Origin of the sequence: Rahnella sp. Larv3_ips, from assembly GCF_003697865.1 — a bacterium.
GTDB classification, from domain to species: Bacteria; Pseudomonadota; Gammaproteobacteria; order Enterobacterales; family Enterobacteriaceae; genus Rahnella; species Rahnella rivi.
Genome location: NZ_MJIB01000021.1, coordinates 625,100 through 647,526, shown reverse-complemented (window position 1 = coordinate 647,526; position 22,427 = coordinate 625,100). Strand labels below are relative to the sequence as shown.

General features: G+C 50.9%; 19 protein-coding genes. 12 read left to right on the top strand and 7 right to left on the bottom strand.

Annotated elements, in window-relative coordinates:
• Positions 1–310: 310 nt before the first annotated feature.
• The 4 genes from hofQ to pilM are packed head-to-tail and all read right to left on the bottom strand — an operon-like array spanning position 311 to position 3,826.
• Positions 311–1,573 (bottom strand): DNA uptake porin HofQ, encoded by a 1,263-nt coding sequence (gene hofQ / locus ED901_RS22450; RefSeq protein ID WP_122097586.1) that lies wholly within the window; start codon positions 1,571–1,573, stop codon positions 311–313.
• Positions 1,573–2,418: a DNA utilization family protein gene (locus tag ED901_RS22445; RefSeq protein WP_122097300.1), complete on the bottom strand. Its 846-nt coding sequence runs from the start codon at positions 2,416–2,418 to the stop codon at positions 1,573–1,575. The genes hofQ and ED901_RS22445 overlap by 1 nt, the downstream gene beginning before the upstream one ends.
• Positions 2,415–2,987, bottom strand: a complete 573-nt coding sequence (locus ED901_RS22440) for a PilN domain-containing protein (protein WP_122097299.1) — start codon at positions 2,985–2,987, stop codon at positions 2,415–2,417. Before ED901_RS22440 ends, ED901_RS22445 begins: the two co-directional genes overlap by 4 nt.
• Positions 2,987–3,826 carry a pilus assembly protein PilM gene (gene pilM / locus ED901_RS22435; protein ID WP_122097298.1) on the bottom strand — a complete coding sequence of 280 codons (840 nt, stop codon included), beginning with the start codon at positions 3,824–3,826 and terminating at the stop codon, positions 2,987–2,989. Before pilM ends, ED901_RS22440 begins: the two co-directional genes overlap by 1 nt.
• A 121-nt stretch (positions 3,827–3,947) precedes the next feature.
• On the opposite strand from pilM, the gene mrcA reads away from it, so the two are divergent.
• Positions 3,948–6,503, top strand: a complete 2,556-nt coding sequence (gene mrcA / locus ED901_RS22430) for a peptidoglycan glycosyltransferase/peptidoglycan DD-transpeptidase MrcA (RefSeq protein ID WP_056775357.1) — start codon at positions 3,948–3,950, stop codon at positions 6,501–6,503.
• 96 nt (positions 6,504–6,599) lie between these two features.
• Here the strand turns inward: mrcA and nudE are convergent, their stop codons facing one another.
• Positions 6,600–7,157, bottom strand: coding sequence for an ADP compounds hydrolase NudE (nudE, locus tag ED901_RS22425; RefSeq protein WP_056775361.1), 558 nt, complete (start codon positions 7,155–7,157; stop codon positions 6,600–6,602).
• Positions 7,158–7,624: 467 nt separating this feature from the next.
• On the opposite strand from nudE, the gene ED901_RS22420 reads away from it, so the two are divergent.
• The 7 genes from ED901_RS22420 to ED901_RS22390 all read left to right on the top strand — a co-directional run bounded on the left by ED901_RS22420 (position 7,625) and on the right by ED901_RS22390 (position 14,560).
• Entirely contained in the window at positions 7,625–9,769 is a 2,145-nt protein-coding gene (locus ED901_RS22420) for an intracellular growth attenuator family protein (protein WP_183849722.1), read from the top strand.
• A gap of 108 nt (positions 9,770–9,877) precedes the next feature.
• On the top strand, positions 9,878–10,567 hold the full coding sequence (yrfG, locus tag ED901_RS22415) for a GMP/IMP nucleotidase (protein WP_122097297.1): 690 nt from the start codon (positions 9,878–9,880) through the stop codon (positions 10,565–10,567).
• Between the two features lie 24 nt (positions 10,568–10,591).
• Complete coding sequence (gene hslR / locus ED901_RS22410) at positions 10,592–10,996, top strand: ribosome-associated heat shock protein Hsp15 (protein WP_122097296.1); 405 nt, start codon at positions 10,592–10,594, stop codon at positions 10,994–10,996.
• A gap of 25 nt (positions 10,997–11,021) precedes the next feature.
• Positions 11,022–11,906, top strand: coding sequence for an Hsp33 family molecular chaperone HslO (gene hslO, locus ED901_RS22405; RefSeq protein ID WP_056775370.1), 885 nt, complete (start codon positions 11,022–11,024; stop codon positions 11,904–11,906).
• A gap of 239 nt (positions 11,907–12,145) precedes the next feature.
• A complete protein-coding gene (pckA, locus tag ED901_RS22400) occupies positions 12,146–13,768 on the top strand; it encodes a phosphoenolpyruvate carboxykinase (ATP) (RefSeq protein ID WP_122097295.1) in 1,623 nt (540 codons plus the stop codon).
• A gap of 103 nt (positions 13,769–13,871) precedes the next feature.
• On the top strand, positions 13,872–14,084 hold the full coding sequence (locus ED901_RS22395) for a hypothetical protein (protein ID WP_056775379.1): 213 nt from the start codon (positions 13,872–13,874) through the stop codon (positions 14,082–14,084).
• Positions 14,085–14,113: 29 nt separating this feature from the next.
• Complete coding sequence (locus ED901_RS22390; protein ID WP_240993998.1) at positions 14,114–14,560, top strand: type II toxin-antitoxin system VapC family toxin; 447 nt, start codon at positions 14,114–14,116, stop codon at positions 14,558–14,560.
• Between the two features lie 123 nt (positions 14,561–14,683).
• On the opposite strand, the gene envZ is transcribed toward ED901_RS22390, so the two are convergent.
• Positions 14,684–16,045: a two-component system sensor histidine kinase EnvZ gene (gene envZ, locus ED901_RS22385; RefSeq protein ID WP_056775384.1), complete on the bottom strand. Its 1,362-nt coding sequence runs from the start codon at positions 16,043–16,045 to the stop codon at positions 14,684–14,686.
• Complete coding sequence (ompR, locus tag ED901_RS22380; protein ID WP_009635740.1) at positions 16,042–16,761, bottom strand: two-component system response regulator OmpR; 720 nt, start codon at positions 16,759–16,761, stop codon at positions 16,042–16,044. The genes envZ and ompR overlap by 4 nt, the downstream gene beginning before the upstream one ends.
• Positions 16,762–17,407: 646 nt before the next feature.
• Between ompR and ED901_RS22375 the strand changes: the two genes are divergently transcribed.
• From ED901_RS22375 to ED901_RS22360, 4 genes are all read left to right on the top strand, one after another.
• Positions 17,408–17,956 carry a fimbrial protein gene (locus tag ED901_RS22375; protein WP_122097293.1) on the top strand — a complete coding sequence of 183 codons (549 nt, stop codon included), beginning with the start codon at positions 17,408–17,410 and terminating at the stop codon, positions 17,954–17,956.
• A gap of 79 nt (positions 17,957–18,035) precedes the next feature.
• Positions 18,036–18,722 (top strand): molecular chaperone, encoded by a 687-nt coding sequence (locus ED901_RS22370; protein WP_205965134.1) that lies wholly within the window; start codon positions 18,036–18,038, stop codon positions 18,720–18,722.
• A 54-nt stretch (positions 18,723–18,776) separates the two neighbouring features.
• The gene (locus ED901_RS22365; RefSeq protein ID WP_122097292.1) at positions 18,777–21,302 is read left to right on the top strand and encodes a fimbria/pilus outer membrane usher protein; all 2,526 of its coding nucleotides are present in this window, start codon (positions 18,777–18,779) and stop codon (positions 21,300–21,302) included.
• 8 nt (positions 21,303–21,310) lie between these two features.
• Positions 21,311–22,414: a fimbrial protein gene (locus ED901_RS22360; protein ID WP_240993997.1), complete on the top strand. Its 1,104-nt coding sequence runs from the start codon at positions 21,311–21,313 to the stop codon at positions 22,412–22,414.
• Positions 22,415–22,427 lie beyond the last annotated feature (13 nt).

Below are 22,427 nucleotides of genomic sequence, written 5' to 3'. Positions count from 1 at the left end.
AACCCGCCCCGCCAATCAAATTAGCGGCGGGACCTAAACTGAAACCTCATGAGCGATAGTGCGAGATCAGAAAAAAATTATCTCAACACTCTTGGTAGTTTGGCAACCGAATAAATCACATTGCACGCCGCAGGAGGGAAACCGTACGTTTTTATCGACGTGTGTGCAGTAAAAAAAGATCACGGTGCTTAATTCGGTAACCCTTGTAAGCTAAATCGACGGCAGCGTCAAACTCAGAAGCCTCTGACGACACAAAAAGTTGCACGTGCTCAAGGTAATTATGCGGTTTAGGTTAACACTTAATACCCGCTTAGCGGGTGCGGATTAAGGTTGGAGTGATGAAAATCACCAACTCACGCCGCTGTTCATTCGTATACTGGTGTTTAAACAAGGAACCTACCACCGGAATATCGCCGAGGACGGGCACTTTTGTATCTGTGTTCTGATTTTTACGTTGAAAAATTCCGCCGAGTACAATCGTTTCGCCATCTTTTACAGTGACCTGGGTTTTAATTTCCTGCTTATCGATCGCCAGCGCTTCACCTTCTGACTGTTTAATGCTCCGCCCCGGCATGTTCTGGCTGATTTGTAATGCCAGCTGGATGCGACCGTCACGCTGAATTTTGGGTGTCACTTCCATACCGAGCACGGCTTCTTTAAATTCGATCGAGGTACTGCCACTCGCACCACTAGACACCTGATAAGGAATTTCGGTGCCCTGTTTGATACTGGCGGTCTGCATATGCGCCGTCAGCAACCGCGGGCTGGCGATAATATCGACTTTGTCTTCCTGCTCCAGCGCAGTCAACTCGAGATCCAGTATCCGTCCGCTGATGTGCGCCAGATTAAATCCCGCGGTAAATATCGGGTTTTCTACCGGCATCCCCATGCTGAAATTGTTCATACGCACGGCTTTGGTGATCGCCTCTTCCCCCGTGAATCCCCAGCGTACGCCTAATTCCCTCAGGCTTTCGCTATTCATTGTTACGATGTGTGCTGCCAGTTGCACCTGCTGCAAGGGCAGATCCATCTCTTTCACCCACGGCGCAACCACATCCAGCGCCTCTTGTGTATCACGCAATAAAAGTGTGTTGGTGCGCGGATCCGCAGACGCACTGCCCTTTACAGAAAGCAGCGTGCCTTTTTGCGCGTTCAGACTCAGCGCCGCGTCTTTGGCATCGGCATATTGCAGCGGCACGGTCAGGCTAAGTACCGGACGTTGATCTTCCTGCTGCTCGGCAGCCTCCCTGAGTTTCTGTTGCTGTAAAAGCGGATCGATTTCAGGTGACACCATCAGCACGTTGCCTTCCAGCTGGCTGGTGAGATGGTTCATGCGCAGGATAATATCCAGCGCCTGCTGCCAGGGCACTTCCCTGAGCTTCACGCTGATCTGCCCTTCAACGCCCGGCGCAGTAATAAGATTGAGCTGCCGGGTATCGGCCAGCGCCTGCAACACCATTTCCACCGGCGCGGTCTGAAACTCCAGTGACACCGGCGACAACTGAGCGGCCTTCGCCGCGCTAAAACACAAACATAACGGCAGCCACCAGGCGGCATAGTTACTCTGTTTCATCATTTTCCTTTCCGTGGAGTGACAATAGGTTGACCAAACCGAAGGGTCTGGCGCTGCTCGCCGCAGCGAATATCGCTGATGCTGAGTTCGATCTTTGACGCACTGAGCGCTTCTACCGTCCATTGCGGCATACCGATCTGCACGCCTGCTTCTACCTTTATCCAGCCTTCATCCGGCGAGAGTAACCAGCCGGACTGCCGCCCTTCCACCTGCACGATCCCGCCTAAACGCCATGCAGGAGATAGCGCTTCGTCCGCACAAGGCTCGGTTGGCGTGGAAGCAAAGGGATCACGCACGGGAAGGCTCATGGCAGCCGCATCGGGAATTTCCGCCGCCTCGGTGGTTTGCGTCAATAAAAGTGAGGCCGCAAGACCGCCTTCACCCGCCCGCAGATTCAGTTCACTGAACGCCGGATGCGAAGGTTTTTGCAGCAATGTCTGAAGAAAATGCATCAGCGCGCTAAACGACGCGTTCAGATGAAGTTCACCTTGCGGGCCGGGCGCGGGCAACCACTGAACCAGCGTGGCTTGTGAGGTTTTCAGTGGCTGTGAGAATTGCTGATCCAGAGGCAAAATGTCATTTTCTGCCCGCACGTTTTCTTTCAGAGTCTGCTCCAGGCGCGACAGCGGTGATGCCTGAAGCAATAACACCTGGGCATGAGCCACAACCCGCTGCATATCCTTGATCTGCTTCTCCAGATCATTCTGTTGCTGCCACATGCCACTCAACACGCACTGATACAGGATCATCGCCATGCATAACGTTGCACACGTCAGCATTGATGCCAACTGCCAGCCCGGTCTTTGCATGAGAGGTTCAAGCCGCGCGGCGAAGGAGAACGTCATGGCCGCGCCTCCTGTTTATCCGCTGATAAAACGTCAGGCGGCTGACGCAGTTGCATCTTCAGGGTAAAACTCAGCGCCAGACCGGATTGCTGACGTACATCTGCAAGGCTGACGTCACCGAGTAATTCGCTGGCGGCGAGCGTTTCACCAAAAGCCAAAATATCGTGATAAAACCGCCCTTCACCCTTGAGCGTCAGGTGGTTCTGATGCTCAGTCAGTTCACTCAGCCGGAGATCCTCGGGCATATTTTCAGCCAGCAACGTCAGCAGTTGCAGATAGTCCCTGCTTCGCTGCGCCTTCTGCTGGCTTATCAGGCGCTGAGCCATCTGCTCTTTTACCTTTGCTGATGCCGCATCCACACGCCGTTGCTGGAGAGACAGCGCCTGCGAAGCGAGTTTCAGCGCAGCGACATGCTGCAGTAACAGTGTCTGATGCTGTGCCAGAAAAGCAGCACAGATCCAAGAACCCGCCAGCAGCAATCCCGGAAACAACATCGTCACGTTCAGCCAGAAACGCAGCCGTTTCCGGCCCTGCACCCTGCGCCAGGGCAATAAATTGACCTGTAGCATCAGCAATCCATATGTCGCAGTGCCAGCCCGACGGCGGGAGCAAAAGCGCCGGGGCTGACCGGTAGCGGTGCAGATAACTGACCGATAGCGCTCAGCGGCGACCAGCTTTGCAGTGACGGCGGTGGATTTTCGCCGCTGTAATAGCCTCCGGCTTCACACAACGTCGCCGCGCGATACTGCGTACGAACCCGTTCTGCCAGGGAAGTGTCGGCCTGCGCGTCAGTGTTATCGAATAATCCAAACTGGAACGGCAAACCGTGCGGCGAAGCCCAGAGAATGGCATCGTCGAGAGGATGAATCAGCAAGACGTCACCGGGAAGCCCGGCGGCGTGGGCGGCAACCTGAAGAGCACAGGGGGCAAGTTCGATCACCTGCGGGAAAAGCTGCGCCTGCGCCAGACAGCACATCCACTGTTCGATTTCCTGCTGCCTGGCAGCGGTGACCACCATCTGATTATCGCCGCACGGGTCTGCGCGATAGTCCATCACCAGATGTTCGATGCTGAGGGGGAACTGTTTCGCCGCATGGGCGAAAATGAAGGCGCTGCGGGCAGGCTCAGGCATACGCACATCAGGCGCGGCCATACGCTGCTGCATGATCCGCTGTGCCGGGAGGCTGATTCTGAGTGACAGCGTCGAGGGTAAGGTTTTGCGCCAAAATGATAAAATGGCGATCAGTGGCGCAGTCTCATGTAATATGCCCTCCCGCAACGTGAAATCGGGCAGCGGATGCTGCCACCAATGACGTAATTGCCAGCCATGACGCCGCCTTTGTACGGCGATCGCACGGGCAAAACCGGCTTGAATATCCAGACCTACCTGCCATGCTTGTAGTCGCATTTTCGCCCAATCTCCATATCGTCAAGTAAATAAAAGTACGTATCCATGTTGCAGGCTTGCCTTTATACTACCGCGCGGTTGTTTATAAACTGCCCAATTGACACTAAATGGGAAATCTCAGGTGAAGTTCGTAAAGTATTTATTGATTCTTGCAGTGTGTTGCATTTTGCTGGGAGCAGCCTCGATCTTCGGTTTGTATAAATTTATCGAGCCTCAGCTACCCGATGTTGCCACGCTCAAAGACGTGCGCTTGCAAACACCCATGCAGGTCTTCAGTGCCGAAGGCGATCTGATCGCCCAATACGGTGAGAAGCGCCGTATCCCGCTGAAACTGGGCCAGATCCCTCCGGAAATGGTGCATGCGTTTATCGCCACAGAAGACAGCCGTTTTTACGAGCATCACGGTGTGGATCCGATCGGTATTTTCCGTGCGGCGTCTGTCGCGCTGATGTCCGGTCACGCCTCACAGGGCGCGAGTACCATTACTCAGCAGCTGGCCCGTAACTTCTTCCTGAGCCCTGAACGCACGCTGACCCGTAAAATTAAGGAAGTATTTTTAGCCATCCGCATTGAACAGCTGATGACTAAAGATGAAATCCTCGAGCTGTATCTGAACAAGATTTATCTCGGTTACCGCGCCTATGGCGTGGGTGCTGCTGCGCAGGTGTATTTCGGGAAAGACGTGAGCCAGCTGACACTCAGCGAAATGGCCGTGATTGCCGGTCTGCCAAAAGCGCCGTCAACCTTTAACCCGCTCTATTCACACGACCGTTCTGTTGCACGTCGCAATACCGTACTGGCCCGTATGCTGGATGAAAAATACATCACGCAGGAGCAGTACGATCAGGCACGTGCAGAACCGGTTGTGGCGAACTATCACGCCCCGCACATTGAGTTTTCTGCGCCGTACCTGACCGAAATGGTGCGCCAGGAGATGGTGAAACGTTATGGCGACAACGCTTATAACGATGGCTATGAGGTCTACACCACCATCACCAAGAAAACGCAGCTGGCAGCGCAGGAAGCCCTGCGTACTAACGTACTGAATTACGATATGCGCCATGGCTACCGCGGCCCGTCGAATCAGATGTGGAAAGTCGGTGAACCTGCGTGGGATGAAGACAAAATCGTTCAGTCGCTGAAAACGCTGCCGGTCTACGGGCCATTGTTCCCGGCGGTCATCACGTCAATCGACGATGCGCAGGCCACGGCAACCATGTCTAACCGTGCGGTGATCAGCCTGCCGTTTAGCACCATGCGCTGGGCGCGACCTTACCGTAATGACAACGCTCAGGGCCCGACGCCGAAAAAAGTGTCCGACGTGGTTCAGCCGGGCCAGCAGGTGTGGGTGCGTAAAGTGGGTGATGTCTGGTGGCTGGCACAGGTTCCTGATGTCAACTCGGCCATCGTTTCCCTGAATCAGAACGACGGCGCGATTGAAGCGCTGGTGGGTGGATTTGATTTCAACCAGAGCAAATTTAACCGCGCAAATCAGGCTGTCCGTCAGTTGGGTTCGAACATTAAACCGTTCCTGTACACCGCTGCGATGGATAAGGGGCTGACGCTCGCCACTATCCTCAATGACATGCCGATCACCCGCTGGGATGCGGGCGCAGGCCAGGACTGGCGTCCGAAGAACTCCCCACCCACCTACGTCGGCCCTATCCGCCTGCGTCAGGGGCTGGGAGAGTCTAAGAACGTGGTGATGGTCCGTGCGATGCGTGCGATGGGCGTAGATTACGCAGCAGAATATCTGCAGCGTTTCGGCTTCCCGGCCGCCAACATTGTGCATTCTGAATCACTGGCGCTCGGTTCTGCTTCGTTCACGCCATTACAGGTGGTGCGCGGTTACGCGACGTTAACCAACGGCGGTTATCTGGTGGATCCGTATTTCATCACCAAAATCTTGTCCGAGTCCGGCGAAGTTCTGTTTGAAGCTAAACCGAAAATCGCCTGCCGCACCTGTAATATTCCGGTGATTTATGGTGATACACAGAAATCGGCGGTGTTATCTGATGACAACGTGGAAAACGTTGCCACTTCAGTGAATAACAGCAATAACGCCGTGCCGACGCCGCAGCTTGAACAGGTGCCGGCTAACTCCCCTCAGGTCGATGCACAGCAACAGTACGCGCCACATGTGATCAGTACGCCGCTGTCATTCCTCATCAGTGATGCGCTGAACTCCAACATCTTCGGCGAACCTGGCTGGATGGGCACAGGCTGGCGTGCAGGACGTGACCTGAAACGTCACGACATTGGCGGTAAAACCGGGACAACCAACAGCTCGAAAGATGCGTGGTTCTCCGGCTATGGCCCAAATGTAGTGACTTCAGTCTGGATTGGTTTTGACGATCACCGACGCGATCTGGGTCGTTCGACCGCTTCGGGTGTGATCCCGGATCAGATCTCCGGCGCTGAAGGCGGCGCGAAGAGTGCGCAACCGGCATGGGATGATTACATGAAAGCGGTGCTGGAAGGCGTACCTGAAGAGAAACAAACGCCGCCTCCGGGCATTGTGACGGTCACTATCGATAAGAGCACCGGTAAGTTGTCTGACGGCGGCGGTGGCAGCCGTCCGGAGTACTTCATTGACGGAACTCAGCCGACGGAACATGCGGTGCATGAAGTCGGAACGACCATCATGGATAACGGTCAGGAACACGAACTGTTCTGATGCCTGAGCTGTAAAGCAAAAAAGCCGGTCTGCATAATGCATGACCGGCTTTTTTATTGGCGTTTTTTTGGCTCAAACGCCGCAAAGCCCATTGGGTCAGCGGGCGTTGCGGGTCAGGAAATCATGCGCCAGGAATAACGCGCTGACGTTGCGGGCTTCGCAAAAATCAGGCTGTTGCAGCAGTTCCATCATCCGCGAAATCGGCCAGCGGGTTTGCGGTAAAGGCTCCGGCTCATCACCTTCGAGACTTTTCGGATACAGCGCTTTCGCAATCACAATGTTCATACGGCTGGAGAAATAGGACGGCGCCATCGTCAGTTTTGCCAGTACGTCAAAATGACCGGCACCGTAACCGACTTCTTCCATCAGTTCACGGTTCGCCGCTTCCAGCACACTTTCTCCTGCATCGATAAGCCCTTTCGGAAAACCCAGCTCGTAGCTTTCGATACCGACGGCATATTCATGGATCAGCAGCAGATCGTCATCAATGATCGGCACGATCATCACCGCTTCGCGATCGGAAGGACGCATGCGTTCATAGACACGTTCGGCGCCATTGCTGAACGCCAGATCAACAGATTCGATGGTGAATAAACGCGAACGGGCTACGGTTTCCACCTTCAGGATTTTCGGTTTTTGCAGGTGTTGTGTCATTTCATCCCCAACTTATTATTCACCTGACTGCGGGTGTCGTAATGGGTTCATATGGGTTTCTGAATATTACTATCAGAAAACATTGTGCGTTAATGCAAGCCTGAATCGCAATCTTTACCGCGCATAAGTTCAGCGCAGACGGGTTTATTCACCGCCGAAGCTCGGGTTTCACTCCTGATATCGTGCAAAAAAGACCCGTTGTTATGTTCGCGTCACAATTCTGCTGTAACAAAAACACGCACGATTCAAAATAGGATTATACCGATACCCATTAAAGTACAATTGCGGATATCCTTTAGCGTGGTATGTTTTGAAAAAAATTTGCGCATAAAAATCAGTCAAATAATGAAAATTCTGTCCGATATCAGGTCGCGCGTAAAAATGTGTATTGGGTTTATGTGTTTTTAAATTATGTATAATACTTTCACAGAGTTGACGTAAGTCACCCACGTCAGAACGGGGATAGGATGAGCACAGTAGTCGTGACACTGGTGTTGTTGTGTATCGCAATCATTGCCACTGGGAGTTTCTTTTGGTTTGCCTTGCGACGCCGCCAACGCGACGAGTCCGTGGTACATTTCCCCACCCCCAGCCAGCGAAAACTTTCGCAACAAGAGCGCGACGCCGTTGAACGGTATTTGCGACAAAGCGAAGGCCTGGGACAAACACCGATTACCCACCGTAATAACCTGATTATCCTGCGCGATAAACTCATCCTGACCACCAAAAGCGAAAACGTCTACAGCCTCAAGCGCGCGATTACCCGTTACGGAGTCGCCAGCGAAGAGACCAACAGCGGACGATACTTCCTTGATACCACCGAAATTCACCTGCCGCCTTTCTGGGAGCAATACATTGCCCAGGAAAATCAGGTTGAGCTGATCAAAACGCAGTCTATGCCGCTGGTCATCTCCCTTAACGGGCATTCACTGGTCGATCACGTCTATGAAGGCCCGGCGCCGGTTTCTACCGTGCTGCCTTCGCAGCCGCAAAATGCCTCGATCCGCCATGAAGAAAGTGAACATATCGAACTGGTAAAAGTGCGTCGTGAAACCCGTGAGGAACACGCACTTACCCGCTCCAGCGGCGTGAAAGAAGCGCTGGCCATCTCCGGCGTTTTATTGCTGCTGTTTATCACCCTGCTCAGCCCGGTGGTGTTCCTGCCGTGGTTACTGACGCTGGCGGCGGTGCTTACCGCCTGGGTGGGCTGGCGGGTCGTCTCCGAACGTTTAGGTAAAAACCGCAAGGAAATCCATTGCCTGCGGGGATTACCTAAACGCTGGGGTCTTTTTGGTGAATCCAAACAGGGTGATATCAGCAATATTTCACTGGGTACGGTTGATCTGATTTATCCGCCGCACTGGCAGCCGTTTATTGGCCGTGACCTGGGTCAGCCGACAGATATCGAGCTGTACATGAACAGCCACGTGGTTCGTCAGGGCAGCTATTTGTCTTTGCACGATGAAGTGAAAAAATTCCCGTTGCAACTGTGGGGAAAGAATCTGGTGCTGGCGACCAGCGCTTTCCTGCTGCTGCTCATGCTGCTGGTGTACGTACCGCTCGGACTGCCGCTCAAACTCAGCATGGCGTGGCTTCAGGGTGCGCAAAGTGCGCAGGTCAACAGCGTGCAGGATCTGGAAAAAACGGCGCTGCGCGTCGGCGACACACTGAAAGTTCAGGGCACGGGGATGTGCTATGTGGCGCCATCGGGCAGCCGCAGCGCATCGGGTTTCATGCCATTCGACTGTTCCGGTATTTACTGGAACAACGCCGCGCCGCTGCCGGTTCCGCAGTCAGAAATTATTGATGCCGCCACCGCACTGCAAACGACGGTCAACAATCAGATGCATCCGGGTGAAAATCTGGAGCAGAACATCAACCCGCAGCTGGCGACCGCGATTGAAAAATCCGGCATGATCCTGCTCGACGATTTTGCCGATATCGTGCTGAAAACCGATGCGCTGTGCGGAAACAAATCAAACGAGTGTGTGCGCCTGAAAAATGCGCTGGTGAATCTGGGCAATTCAAATAACTGGAGCATGCTGGTGAAGCGTGCAAAAGCGGGGACATTGCAGGGAATCAACGTTCTGCTGCGACCGGTCAGCGCGCAGTCATTGAGTGAACTGGTCAACAACGCCACGTCTTCTTTCTTCCTGCAGGAAACCCGCCGCGCCGCTGACAGCCTGAACAGCCCACCTCCGGGCGGATTCCTGATCAGCAATGACGAAGGCCGTCAGCTGGTCGAACAGCCGGTGCCGCCGGTCGGGTTGTTCGGTAATCCGCCACAGGATCAGTGGAAACAGCTGCAAACCCTTTCCGCGATGTTGCTGCATACACCGTTCAGTGCGCAGGGTGTGATCACCAGCATCAGCATTGATGCCAACGGCACGCGTCACATTTCATTGCACAGTGAGCCTGATATCTCGACGCTGTGGCGCTATCTGGGCACCAGTGTCCTGCTGTTCTTGCTGCTTGGCGTGCTGCTGGTGAATACGGTGCTGTTTATCCGTCGCTTCATCAAAGACAAGCGCCGCATCGACGATATTGAACAGTATTACAACGCCAGCTTTCACCCGACGTTGATGCCTGCCCCCACGCATACGCTGAACTGAATCCCAGGGTGGCTCTGCGCCGCCCTGAGAGAATATGGTATTCTGGCCCTTCCCTGCTTGCGTTTAACCTCTCCTGCCATGCTCCGGCACGCAGGACATGGAGTTTTCATGCCTCTTGATCTCGACTGGAACAATATCGATACCGTTTTACTGGATATGGACGGCACGCTGCTGGATCTGGCTTTCGACAGTCAGTTCTGGTTACAGGATGTGCCGGCAGCACTCAGCCTGCAACGTGCAATCCCGCTGGAAAATGCCCGCCAGATCATTCATGACGAATACCTGGCCGTTCAGCACACCATGAACTGGTATTGCTTTGATTACTGGAGCGAGAGGCTGGATCTGGACATCTATCAGATGACCACAAACATCGGCAAAAATGCGCGCTTACGCGACGATACGGTGCCGTTCTTGCGTCATCTGCGGGCGAGCGGTCGCGAAACTATTTTGCTGACTAACGCGCATCCCCACAGTCTGTCAGTTAAAATTGAACACACCGGTTTGGATCAGCACCTTGATTTATTACTTTCCACCCACACATTTGGTTATCCAAAGGAAGATCAACGTTTGTGGGCTGCCGTGCAGCAGCAGACCGGTTTTAACCCCGGCAGAACCCTGTTTGTCGATGACGGGGAACCGATCCTGAATGCGGCAAAAACCTTTGGTATCCGCTATTGTCTGGGTATAGAAAATCCGGATTCGAGCGGGGCAAATAAGTCATTCCAGGGACACCCTTCCATCAATGACTACCGCGACCTGTTGCCTTCGATTCACCCCGTAACAGGCCCGGCTCAGTAGTTCCGGTACGTTTGAGGGGGAGAGATGAAAGGTAAAAAGGAAGAGGACGACAACGCAGTACGTCTCGATAAATGGCTGTGGGCGGCTCGTTTTTATAAGACCCGGGCACTGGCACGCGAGATGATTGACGGCGGCAAGGTGCATTACAACGGCCAGCGCGGGAAACCCAGCAAGCTGATGGAACTGAATGCCGAAATCACCCTGCGTCAGGGAAACGATGCAAAAACGATCATTGTGCTGGGGCTGACCACTCAGCGTCGCAGTGCGGAAGAAGCGCAAACGCTTTATCAGGAAACCGAGGCCAGCATTGCCAGCCGGGAGAAAATTTCTCAGGCGCGGAAGATGAATGCGATGCCCCATCCGGACCGACGTCCGGACAAAAAGGAACGCCGCAACCTGATCAAATTCAAATATGGCGATGCGGAATAAAACACCGCCAAACAGAGAGAACGTTATGTCAAATCACGACCAGTTACACCGTTACCTGTTCAACCATCACGCTGTGCGCGGCGAACTGGTTTCACTCCATGAGACGTTCCGGCACATCGTAGCGGGTCACGACTACCCGGCTGAAGTCCGTAATTTACTGGGCGAAATGTTGGTCGCCACCAGCCTGCTGACGGCCACTCTGAAATTTGATGGCGATATCACCGTACAACTGCAGGGCGATGGCCCGCTGAAACTGGCGGTGATCAACGGCAATAACCGACAGGAATTACGCGGCATTGCGCGTTTACAGGGCGACATCGCCGAAGGCAGTTCCCTGAAAGAGATGATTGGTAACGGCTACATGGTGATCACCATTTCTCCAAACGTGGGCGAACGTTACCAGGGCGTTGTCGGGCTGGAAGGTGAAAATCTGGCTGAGTGTCTGGAAAACTATTTCATGCAGTCTGAACAGTTGCCGACACGTATTTTCATCCGTACAGGCGAAGTTGAAGGTCAGCCCGCGGCTGGCGGCATGTTGTTACAGGTTCTGCCCGCTGAAGAGACGGACGCGGAAGAGTTCAGCCATCTGTCACAGCTGACGACCACCATCAAAGCTGAAGAATTGCTGAATTTGCCGGCTAACGAAGTGCTTTATCGTCTGTATCATCAGGAAGAAGTCACTCTGTATGAACCGCAGGACGTATGTTTCCGCTGCACCTGTTCGCGTGAACGCTGCGCCGGTGCGCTGATGACGCTGCCAGATGAAGAGATCCTCGAAATGCTGGAAGAAGATGGCAAAATCGAGATGCACTGTGATTATTGCGGTTCAGACTATGAATTTGACGCCATGGACATGGCGACGCTGAAGGCGAGCGGCAATGTTATTTCGGGAAATGATAACGTTCATTAACTGTTAACTCATTAAACTAAAGGGACTTTCTGTTGAAAGTCCCTTTTTTATTGCTTCCTCATAACTTCATTGCACAATTTGTTAGTTTTCCATCACATTTCCAGAAGAAAATTCACATCTCCGGTTATTCTTTGAGAGCTATCGCTGTTTGGTCGCCATAAATACCTACAATTACCGCTGGTTTATCCCTAAAGACGCTGACGCTTTAGGGGTTCTACGTTCAGGTAAGGAGCAGGGAAATGCCAACCACTCTCGGGATCAACGCCGAAACACTCGCCCGCTACGGGATCCATCAAAGCAGTCAAATCGTCTATAACCCTGATTACGAGACTCTTTTCAATGAGGAAACCGCACCGGGCCTTGGAGGCTTTGAGCGCGGACAGGTGACAGAACTGGGCGCAGTGAACGTCGATACCGGCATTTTCACCGGCCGTTCCCCAAAGGATAAATACATAGTCCGCGACGACACCACGCGCGATACCTTGTGGTGGGCAGATCAGGGCAAAGGCAAAAATGACAATAAACCGTTGTCGCCTGAAGTCTGGTCTTCGCTGAAAGCTTTAGTCAGCAAGCAATTGTCTGGAAAGCGTTTATTCATCATCGATGCCTTTTGCGGTGCGAACGCCGATTCCCGCCTGAAGGTGCGCTTTATTACTGAAGTCGCCTGGCAGGCTCACTTCGTCAAAAATATGTTTATTCGCCCGCAGGAGACTGAGCTGGAGAACTTCGAGCCTGACTTTATTGTCATGAACGGCGCGAAATGTACCAACCCGGACTGGCAAAAACAGGGCCTGAATTCTGAAAACTTCATCGCGTTTAATCTTACCGAGCGCATTCAGCTGATCGGCGGCTCATGGTACGGCGGCGAGATGAAGAAAGGCATGTTCGCGGTGATGAATTACCTGTTGCCGTTGCAGGGCATAGCGTCAATGCACTGTTCCGCCAACGTCGGTGAAAAAGGTGATGTGGCGGTCTTCTTTGGCCTTTCAGGCACAGGAAAAACCACATTGTCCACCGACCCGAAACGTCAGTTAATTGGTGACGATGAACACGGCTGGGACGATGACGGCGTGTTTAACTTCGAGGGAGGGTGTTACGCAAAAACCATCAAACTCAGCAAGGAGGCAGAGCCGGAAATTTTTGGTGCGATAAAACGCGATGCGTTACTGGAAAATGTCGTGGTCAGCGAAGACGGTAAGATCGACTTCGATGACAACAGCAAAACTGAAAACACCCGCGTTTCATACCCGATTTATCACATTCAGAATATCGTGCAGCCGGTGTCCAAAGCAGGTCACGCCAGCAAAGTGATTTTCCTGACCGCCGATGCCTTTGGCGTTTTACCTCCGGTATCCCGACTGACGGCTTCGCAGACGCAATACCATTTCCTGTCTGGTTTCACCGCCAAACTGGCGGGTACAGAGCGCGGCGTCAATGAGCCGACGCCGACCTTCTCCGCCTGCTTTGGTGCCGCCTTTCTGATGCTGCACCCGACGCAATACTCCGAAGTGCTGGTCAGGCGCATGGAAGCGGTTGGCGCTCAGGCCTATCTGGTCAATACCGGCTGGAACGGCACCGGTAAGCGTATTTCGCTGAAAAACACCCGCGCCATTATCGACGCCATCCTCAATGGCACAATTGACGACGCAGAAACGTTTACGCTGCCGCTGTTTAATCTGGCCGTGCCGGTTGAGTTGCCGGGCGTCGATACGCAGATTCTGGATCCGCGCAACACCTACGCCAGCCGTGAACAATGGCAGGAAAAAGCTGAGCATCTGGCCCGGTTATTTATCGATAACTTCGACAAATATACCGATACGCCTGCAGGTGCCGCATTGGTCAGCGCCGGGCCGACGCTTTAATCTGTCGATATTCACCTTTCAGGCGCGGGCTTCCGCGCCTTTTTTATTGCAACCGGCCCGGCGGCATTTCAGAATGACAGCAAAGCTGTCAGAGGAGCATCACATGGCGACCATTACCGTTCGTAATCTGGATGACGACGTGAAGGAACTGTTGCGTATTGCGGCAGCCAGAAAAGGCCACTCGATGGAAGAGGAAGTGCGTTTAATTCTGAAGCAGGCCTTAACGCCCGCCCAACCTGACTTCGGTTTGGGCAGCCAGCTCCGCCAGCGCTTTTCTACGCTGAGCATCGGGCCCCTCGAACTGCCATCCAAATGATTATTCTCAATACCGCTGTCATCCTGGAGATGATCAACCCCCGGCCGCAAAAGAACGTACTGCAATGGCTGGATGCGCAGGACACTACGCAGCTGTACCTGACCAGCCTGAGCGTCGCCGCACTTTTCTCCTGGGTTGAGAATTTGCCAGAGAACCAGCCGAAAGCCGCACTTTCTGAGGCTTTGCTGGAAATGCTGAATCAGGATTTCGCCGGTCGCCTGCTGTCATTTGATGCGGCCAGCGCACTGTATTACCCGCGAGTTTCAGCATTATTAAAAGCGGCCAACAGGGATATGCCGGAGCCTGATATCCAGCTCGCCGCCGTTTGCCTCAATCATCAGGCGACTCTGGCAACGGATCATCCTGAAGGCTTTGCACTGGCAGGCGTGCAACTCGTGAATCCGTGGGACGCAGCAGAGACACCGAGATGGCGGGAAGAAGCGGCAGAGTATTATGTGATGAGCAGGAAGAGCTGATAAAACCGCGGGTTGCCGCAGCGCGACAAGTGATCGCCGATATGAAGAAACCGGGATGTTCTCAGTCTGCTTTTTACAGCCCTGATGCCATTAAAGCGGGGGATTATTAAGGCCCCCGTTTAATCAGACAGGCTTCTGCTGAACCGCCACCGCTTTCAGCATCTCAACCGGTAACGGCAAATAGGCGCGAATGCGTAACCCGCCACGCTCACTTTTCCCGATATCCAGCGTCCCCGAATGCGCATCAATAATACGCTGAACGATGGCCAGCCCTAGCCCGGTTCCGCTGGTGGTGCGTGCGCTTTCCCCCCGCACAAACGGCTGGAACAGATGCTTAAGCTGATCAGGCGCAATGCCCGGACCGTCATCCTCAACCTGGAACCAGGCGCGCTGCAACTCACGACCGCTGCTGACTTTAATCCAGCCATCACCGTAGCGGGCGGCGTTAACCACCATATTCACCACCGCGCGCTTGATTGACAGCGGATGCGCATTCACCAGCAATTCACCTTCAGCCAGACCGGAATCGATTTCACGCTCATAGCCGCTTTCCGTGGCGATCACTTCACCCAAAATACCGTTGAGATCGGTAATTTCCGTCGGCATTTCCTGCCCGGTGCGCAGATAATCAATGAACTGCTCGATGATGGCATTGCACTCTTCGATGTCTTTATTGATCGACTCCGCGAGATAACCATCGCCGTCGCTCATCATTTCCGTCGCTAAACGAATGCGGGTGAGCGGCGTGCGTAAATCATGGCTGACGCCCGCCATCAATAATGTGCGGTCATCGGCCAGCAGTTTCACACCGGCAGCCATCTGGTTAAAGGCACGGGTAACCGAACGGACTTCTGAAGCGCCGTACTCGCGCAGCGGCGGAGGAATAATCCCCTTACCCACCTGCAACGCGGCATGTTCAAGTTCCACCAGGGGTCGGTTCTGAATGCGGATAAACAGCCATGCGCCGCCTATCGCCAGTAACATAATGGCAAGCGTATAACGGAACAGCGGGGAAAAATCACCCTGATGAATTTCAGTCAGAGGTACGCGCACCCAGATATCCGGCGACAGCCAGGTTTTCAGCCACACGACCGGCGTGTTTTGGTTCACTTCAACACGTACGTCAGTCGGGCCGCCGAGTTGCTGGGCCATCTGCTGACTGAGGAATTCGTAATGTTGCGCCCAGCGCAGGCCACTCTCCTCTGCCGCAGAGTTGGTATAAAGAGAGATGCCCAGTTCACGATAAATCTCGCGACGAAACGCCGGTGGTACGGCCAGCAACGTGCCATCTTCCAGTTGCAACCGGTCGGTCATCAGCATACGCACTTCGTAGGCCAAAACCTTATTGAACTGTTGCAGGCTCGGTAAGATGGCGAAGTTCAAGACCACCAGATAAGTCGTCACCAGGCTGACGAACAGCAAGGTGACGATGAGTAACAGTGTTCGGGCAAACGAGCTACGCGGTGAAAAGCGTATTCGTCTCATGCCTTACTGCCGTCCGGCACGAAGACATAGCCCAGACCCCAGACGGTCTGGATATAACGTGGATGCGCCGGATCTTCTTCTACCATGCGACGCAGACGCGAAATCTGCACGTCGATAGAACGCTCCATTGCACTGTATTCACGACCACGCGCAAGATTCATCAGCTTGTCGCGGGACAGGGGCTCACGCGGATGGCTCACCAGTGCTTTCAGCACGGCAAATTCACCGCTGGTCAGCGGCATAGGCTCATCTTCACGGAACATTTCGCGGGTGCCGAGATTCAGTTTGAATTTACCGAAGGAGATTACCGCTTCTTCCTGAGAAGGGGCACCCGGCAGTTCATTGGCCTGACGGCGCAATACGGCACGAATACGGGCCAGCAGTTCACGCGGGTTAAACGGCTTAGGAATGTAGTCGTCGGCACCAATTTCCAGCCCCACGATACGGTCAACTTCTTCGCCTTTCGCGGTGACCATAATGATGGGCATCGGGTTACTTTGGCTGCGCAGGCGGCGGCAGATAGACAAACCGTCTTCGCCCGGCAACATCAAATCCAGCACCATCAGGTGGAAGGACTCACGGGTCAGCAGGCGGTCCATTTGTTCAGCATTGGCCACGCTACGCACCTGGAAGCCCTGTTCAGTCAGATAACGCTCCAAAAGTGCGCGCAGCCGCATGTCGTCATCGACCACCAGAATCTTGTGATTTTCTTGCATGTAACTCTCCCAAAGGCGTGAATGCCTGAAGCGTGTATTGTTAGAAAAATCAGCCAAAACAGACAGTGTTTAATGGTATATATTCTAGCCGAAATTGTAACAATGAATACGGATTTCCTAATTTATCAACAATATCAGAGGAATCTTCCGCTACCAACGCCTGGTTTGTTACGGTTTGTCCCGCCCTCCAAAATCTGTTCCCGACTTCTGCTGTACTTTATCTGACCTGTCTGACCGATTCCCAGACGGCATCCTTGCGGGGTGAGAGTAAAAATGGCTCATTGTCGGTAAAAAAATCACTCTTAAATTAATTTGAGATGAAATTAAACAGAAATCTTAATGATTCCTTTTATAGATAAAATTAATAATAAAATTTTAATAATACTTTTTTCTTTTCACCATAGACCAATTAATCATCAACAAATCATTAAAATGAATCATCTAAATATAAACAATTATTCGCATTTATATATTAGAGTAAAAAACATCCCAAGGCTAAATAGACAACTCCGCACCTACTATTCAATACATAAAACACTTGATAGAATCCGATTCCTGCAGGACTTTCATTAATAAGTTTTGTGTATGAATTGATGGAGCCTGTAGCCCTCACCTTCAATATTTTATTTATGAATGGATGCTGAAAATGAAAATGAAATACAAAGCTATTGTTAGCGGATTACTTCTGGCGTTAGCTGGAAACAGCTACGCGATTGACGGAAGAATTAACTTCACGGGTGAAATCATTAAAACTGCTTGTGTGATTAACGGCGGCGCTGATAAAGATATTGAGTTAGGTCATTATTCAGCAGCTCAGTTCCGCAATGCGGGTGACACATCCCCGCAACTTGTTGATGTTATACTTCCTCTCACTAACTGCCCGGTCACAAGCACAATACCAAACTTCCATGTTTGGTTAGAGGCTCCGGCAGTAGATTCTAGTCATCCTAATTTAATTCAGGTAGGAAAAGGGGTTGTCTCTGCTGATATCGCCAAGGGTGTCGGTATAGAAATTATTGATGCAGCCAGCGGTTCCATTATGCCCTTAAATAGACTTTCTGATATTGAATACCCTATCACTGGCACAAGCATGAATATCAACTGGAAGGCATACTATCGTTCGTATGTCGATACCGTAGATATCGAGGAGGGCCTTGCAGAAGCCAGTGTAGACATCACTCTCGACTACCGATAAAAAAATTAACTCGCCAGGTTTCTGGCGAGTTTCTCCCAAAAAAGACTTACTCCATATACTAACTGGATTTAATGATCTCATGCGTAAAATAATCATACCTTTAATGAAAATATCGCTAATTTTTATTTTTTCCATTCAGCAAAGTTATGGCGGTGGGATTTTAATTGGGCGTACACGCGTGATATACAATGCTGAGAAAAAAGAAGCTTCACTCCCATTAAGTAATAATTCCGATAACAAACCCTTTTTAATCCAGTCATGGATAGAAAATAGTGATGGGAAAACCCGCGCCCCCTTTGCGCTTACCCCACCGCTCTTTCGTCTGAACGAACATGAAGAAAACAACCTGCGTATTTCATATACGGGCACCGAATTACCTCAGGACAGAGAATCTGTATTTTATATCAACATCCGTGCCATTCCCTCTACACCTAAAAATGACACAAGTGAATTGATCCTGGTGGTTAAAACACGAATCAAGTTGTTTTATCGTCCGGAAAAAATCGAAGGAAGAGCTTCTGATGCTTACAAAATGCTCACATTCTCAAGAACTCACGGTCAACTGCATATTAGAAACCCTTCTTCTTATTACGTTGTTTTAAGTTATCTGACATTAGGAAACTCATTACTTAAAGATACTGACATGATCCCACCAGACAGCGAGATCACAGTAAAATTGCCTGATAACAATACCGGTAATACTGTTGAATGGAGAGCAATAAATGATTATGGCGGTGATACGCCCCCAATCAAACACGCACTTTAATTAACATTTTAATTATTCACCAGGAAGCGTTTTGAGACGTCAGGGACAGCCGCCATGGATGATTATCCGTATACGAATAAGGCGAAGGAGCTCATTTATCGACTTCGTTTGCAGCATCATTTTTTAACACTATGTTTTGCACCTGCAATAAGCCTGACGATAAGTTCGGCGCTGGCACAGGAGGTTTATTTCGATCCTCAGTTGCTTGAACATCATGGGCAGCCTACTGATAAAGTAGATCTTTCGGTTTTTTCTCTGAGTGATAAAGCACAAGTTCCTGGTGTGTATAAGACCAAGATTTTTGTTAACCAACAGGAGATGTCTGAACAAAACATTTCCTATGTCCAGATGCCTGATGGCTCACTGAAAGCAAACATTACGCCTGATTTACTGCGTGCCTTGAATATTCGCGTGGATGCTTTCCCTGCTTTAGCCAACCATAAACCGGATGCCCCTCTTAACTCACTGGCGTCATATATTCCTGCCGCCGAAGCAAAGTTCGATTTTAACCGTATGCGTCTGGATTTGAGCATTCCTCAGGCTGCATTGAATCAGCAAGCTCACGGGTATGTTGACCCAAAAAGATGGGATGACGGAGTGTCGGTTTTGTTTTCCAATTATTCTTTTTCAGGCTCCCAGCGTCATAATAAAAATGGCAGTGATGACGCGAGCCAGTACCTTAATATGCAAAACGGTTTGAACCTGGGTCCATGGCGTTTACGTAATTACAGTACTTACAGCAGCGGGGACAATGAACAAAGCTGGGATGCCATATCTACCTACGCAGAACGTGATATTAAGAGCCTAAAATCCCAGTTTTTATTGGGGGAAAGCTCAACGTCTGGTGACTTATTTCCCAGCCTGCCATTTACAGGTGTTCAGTTAGCGTCTGATGACAACATGCTGCCCGACAGTCAACGCGGTTTTGCACCCACCATTCGAGGCATTGCCAATTCCAATGCTGAGGTCACTGTCCGTCAAGATGGTTACATTATCTATCAAAGTTACGTTGCGCCGGGTGCATTCGAGATCAATGACCTTTATCCCTCCTCTTTTAGCGGGGAGTTACAAGTCACTGTTAAAGAAGCAGATGGAACGGAACGCAGGTTTAATCAGCCTTTCTCCGCTGTACCCGTTATGCAACGCCCTGGAAGATTTAAATACAGCGGCACACTCGGAAGATATCGTTCGAATGAGAATGGAGATAAAGAACCTAACTTTGCCCAAGGCACAGCGATTTACGGTATCTCTAATGAAATAACTGCCTATGCCGGCACTCTGCTTTCCTCTGACTATGTATCAGGCCTTGCCGGAATAGGTTTTAGTCTGCTTAATTTAGGCTCAGTGTCTGTCGATATTACCCAGGCTCAGACCACACTGGACAACAATGAAAATAGTAGTGGTCAGTCTTATCGAGCCCAATATTCAAAAAATATCGAAACAACAAATACCAATTTCTCCGTTGCCAGTTACCGCTATTCGACGAGCGGATTCTACGATTTTGATGAAGCCAATCAATCGCTGGATGATGCAGTGCAAAATGGTCACAAACGCAGTAAATATCAACTCAGTGTCAACCAGTCACTTTGGGAGGGTGCCAGCTTTTACGCCTCAGCCTATCAGCAGGATTACTGGCGAGACACTAATAAAGAGAAAAATATCACGGTTGGAATGAGTTCAAGTTTTTATAGCATCAGCTATAACCTCTCGTATTCATATAGCCGGGTAAAAGATGAAGAAGATGACCAGCAGATTGCACTTAACATTCGTGTGCCCTTAAGTCGCTGGTTGCCACAAAGTTGGGCGACCTATAATGCTACCCATCAAAAGGGCGACAGTACTCGTCAGCAATTAGGTATGAGCGGCAGAGCTTTAGATGATTATCGCCTCAGCTATTCTGTTTTACAGAGCCATACCAATCAGGGCGGTACAGACAACACAAACCTGAACGCGACTTATCGTTCACCGTACGGCATTTTAAATACTGGGTATTATTATGATAATACTTCTCAACAAATAAGTTATGGGATCTCGGGTGGAATAGTTGGGCACAACCATGGCGTTACGCTTTCCCAACCATTAAGCGAGACTTTTGCTCTGATCGACACCAACGGTGCGAGTGGGGCCAGAGTTCAAAATATTCCTGGCCTGGAAACGGATTGGCGCGGTTATGCCGTTGTTCCCTATCTCACCGCATACTCAGAAAACCGGATCGATCTTGATACCACAACACTTCCCAAAGACGTCGATGTCACGAAATCTTCCGAAATGGTTATTCCCAATAAAGGGGCGATGGTAGTTGCACACTTCGATGCACGAATTGGTGTCCGTGTACTTATTAAGTTGCTCCGTTTAGATGGTGTGCCTGTACCTTTCGGGGCTGTCGCGGTGAATGAGGATCAAACGTTAGAGAATATCGTCGATGAAGGTGGGATCCTTTATTTATCCGGAGTTAAAACTAACGTACCTGTAGATTTTACGGTGAAATGGGGCATGGCTAAAAATCAGCAATGTAAAGCGACGGTGAATCTAAAACCTTCGCCTGTTTCAGTTCAGACCATTACTGCCTCATGTATTTAGGAAAAAAAATGAATAATAAATCTCATTTCAAAACACACATATTGGCAGTATTGGGCTTTACTCTGTCATGGATGTATCCCGCACATGTATTTGCCGGAGATGCCGTTATCTGCGAGCCCCTTAATGGTGGGGCAAATAGTTACGAAAATAACTTACTGCATGATTTACAAAGTGTTGAAAATAAAAAGACATTTACGTTCGAAGAAACGCTGAACGGGGGGCAACAAAGCTATCAGATAGCTTGTAACTGTACTGATAGTGATGCAGCAAGTTCAAGCGGAGTACAGATTATATACAGCTTAAGAACATCATTACCAGCCGGACACGCCATAAATTATTATAAAATAAATGATCATGTGGACCTCATGACTCAAATTTCTATTCCTAATAATAATTACATTACTGTCCCCACGACCAATGCAGTCATTGATAAAACACTGCATCGGGATAAAACTAACACAGGTGTATGCAGGCAACATAACACGCACGATACATTCACAACCGGATCTCAGGGAAAATTAAACTTCTACATTACTATGCCTTTTGTGGGTGAAATAAATATCCCACACACTGAAATTGCCCGCGTGTATGCGTCCGCTGCAACATCAGCTAACCCGAACCCTATTTTAGGTACGCCGGTGGCTATTCTGTATATTAGCGGTACACTGACGGTACCGCAAAGTTGCGAAATAAATGAAGGTGAAATTATTTCCGTCAATTTCGGCGCCATTCAGGCCAGTAAGTTCGTCACTAAAAATGGCCGACCAGATAATTATCGCCCGGTTAACTTTGACATCAGATATAACTGCACAAAGAACGGATTACCCGTGATACCCGTGGGCAATAAATTAACCATGATCCTTGAAGGTCAGGATGTTCAAGATCAGTATTATCTGGTTGCACGGCGTCGCCCTTCCGATAACAAAGCAGATATAGGCATTATGATCGAAAATACGGGGACATATATCCCTTTTACTATGGGCGTTCTTGCGATCAATCAGACCGGGCAGGGGAAACTGTCGCTCGAAGCCATTCCCATAAATCTGGTCGGCGGCGAACTCGACACTGGTCCCTTCCAGGCGACGGCCACGCTTAAAATCGATATCAGATAATGTTCAGGCAGCC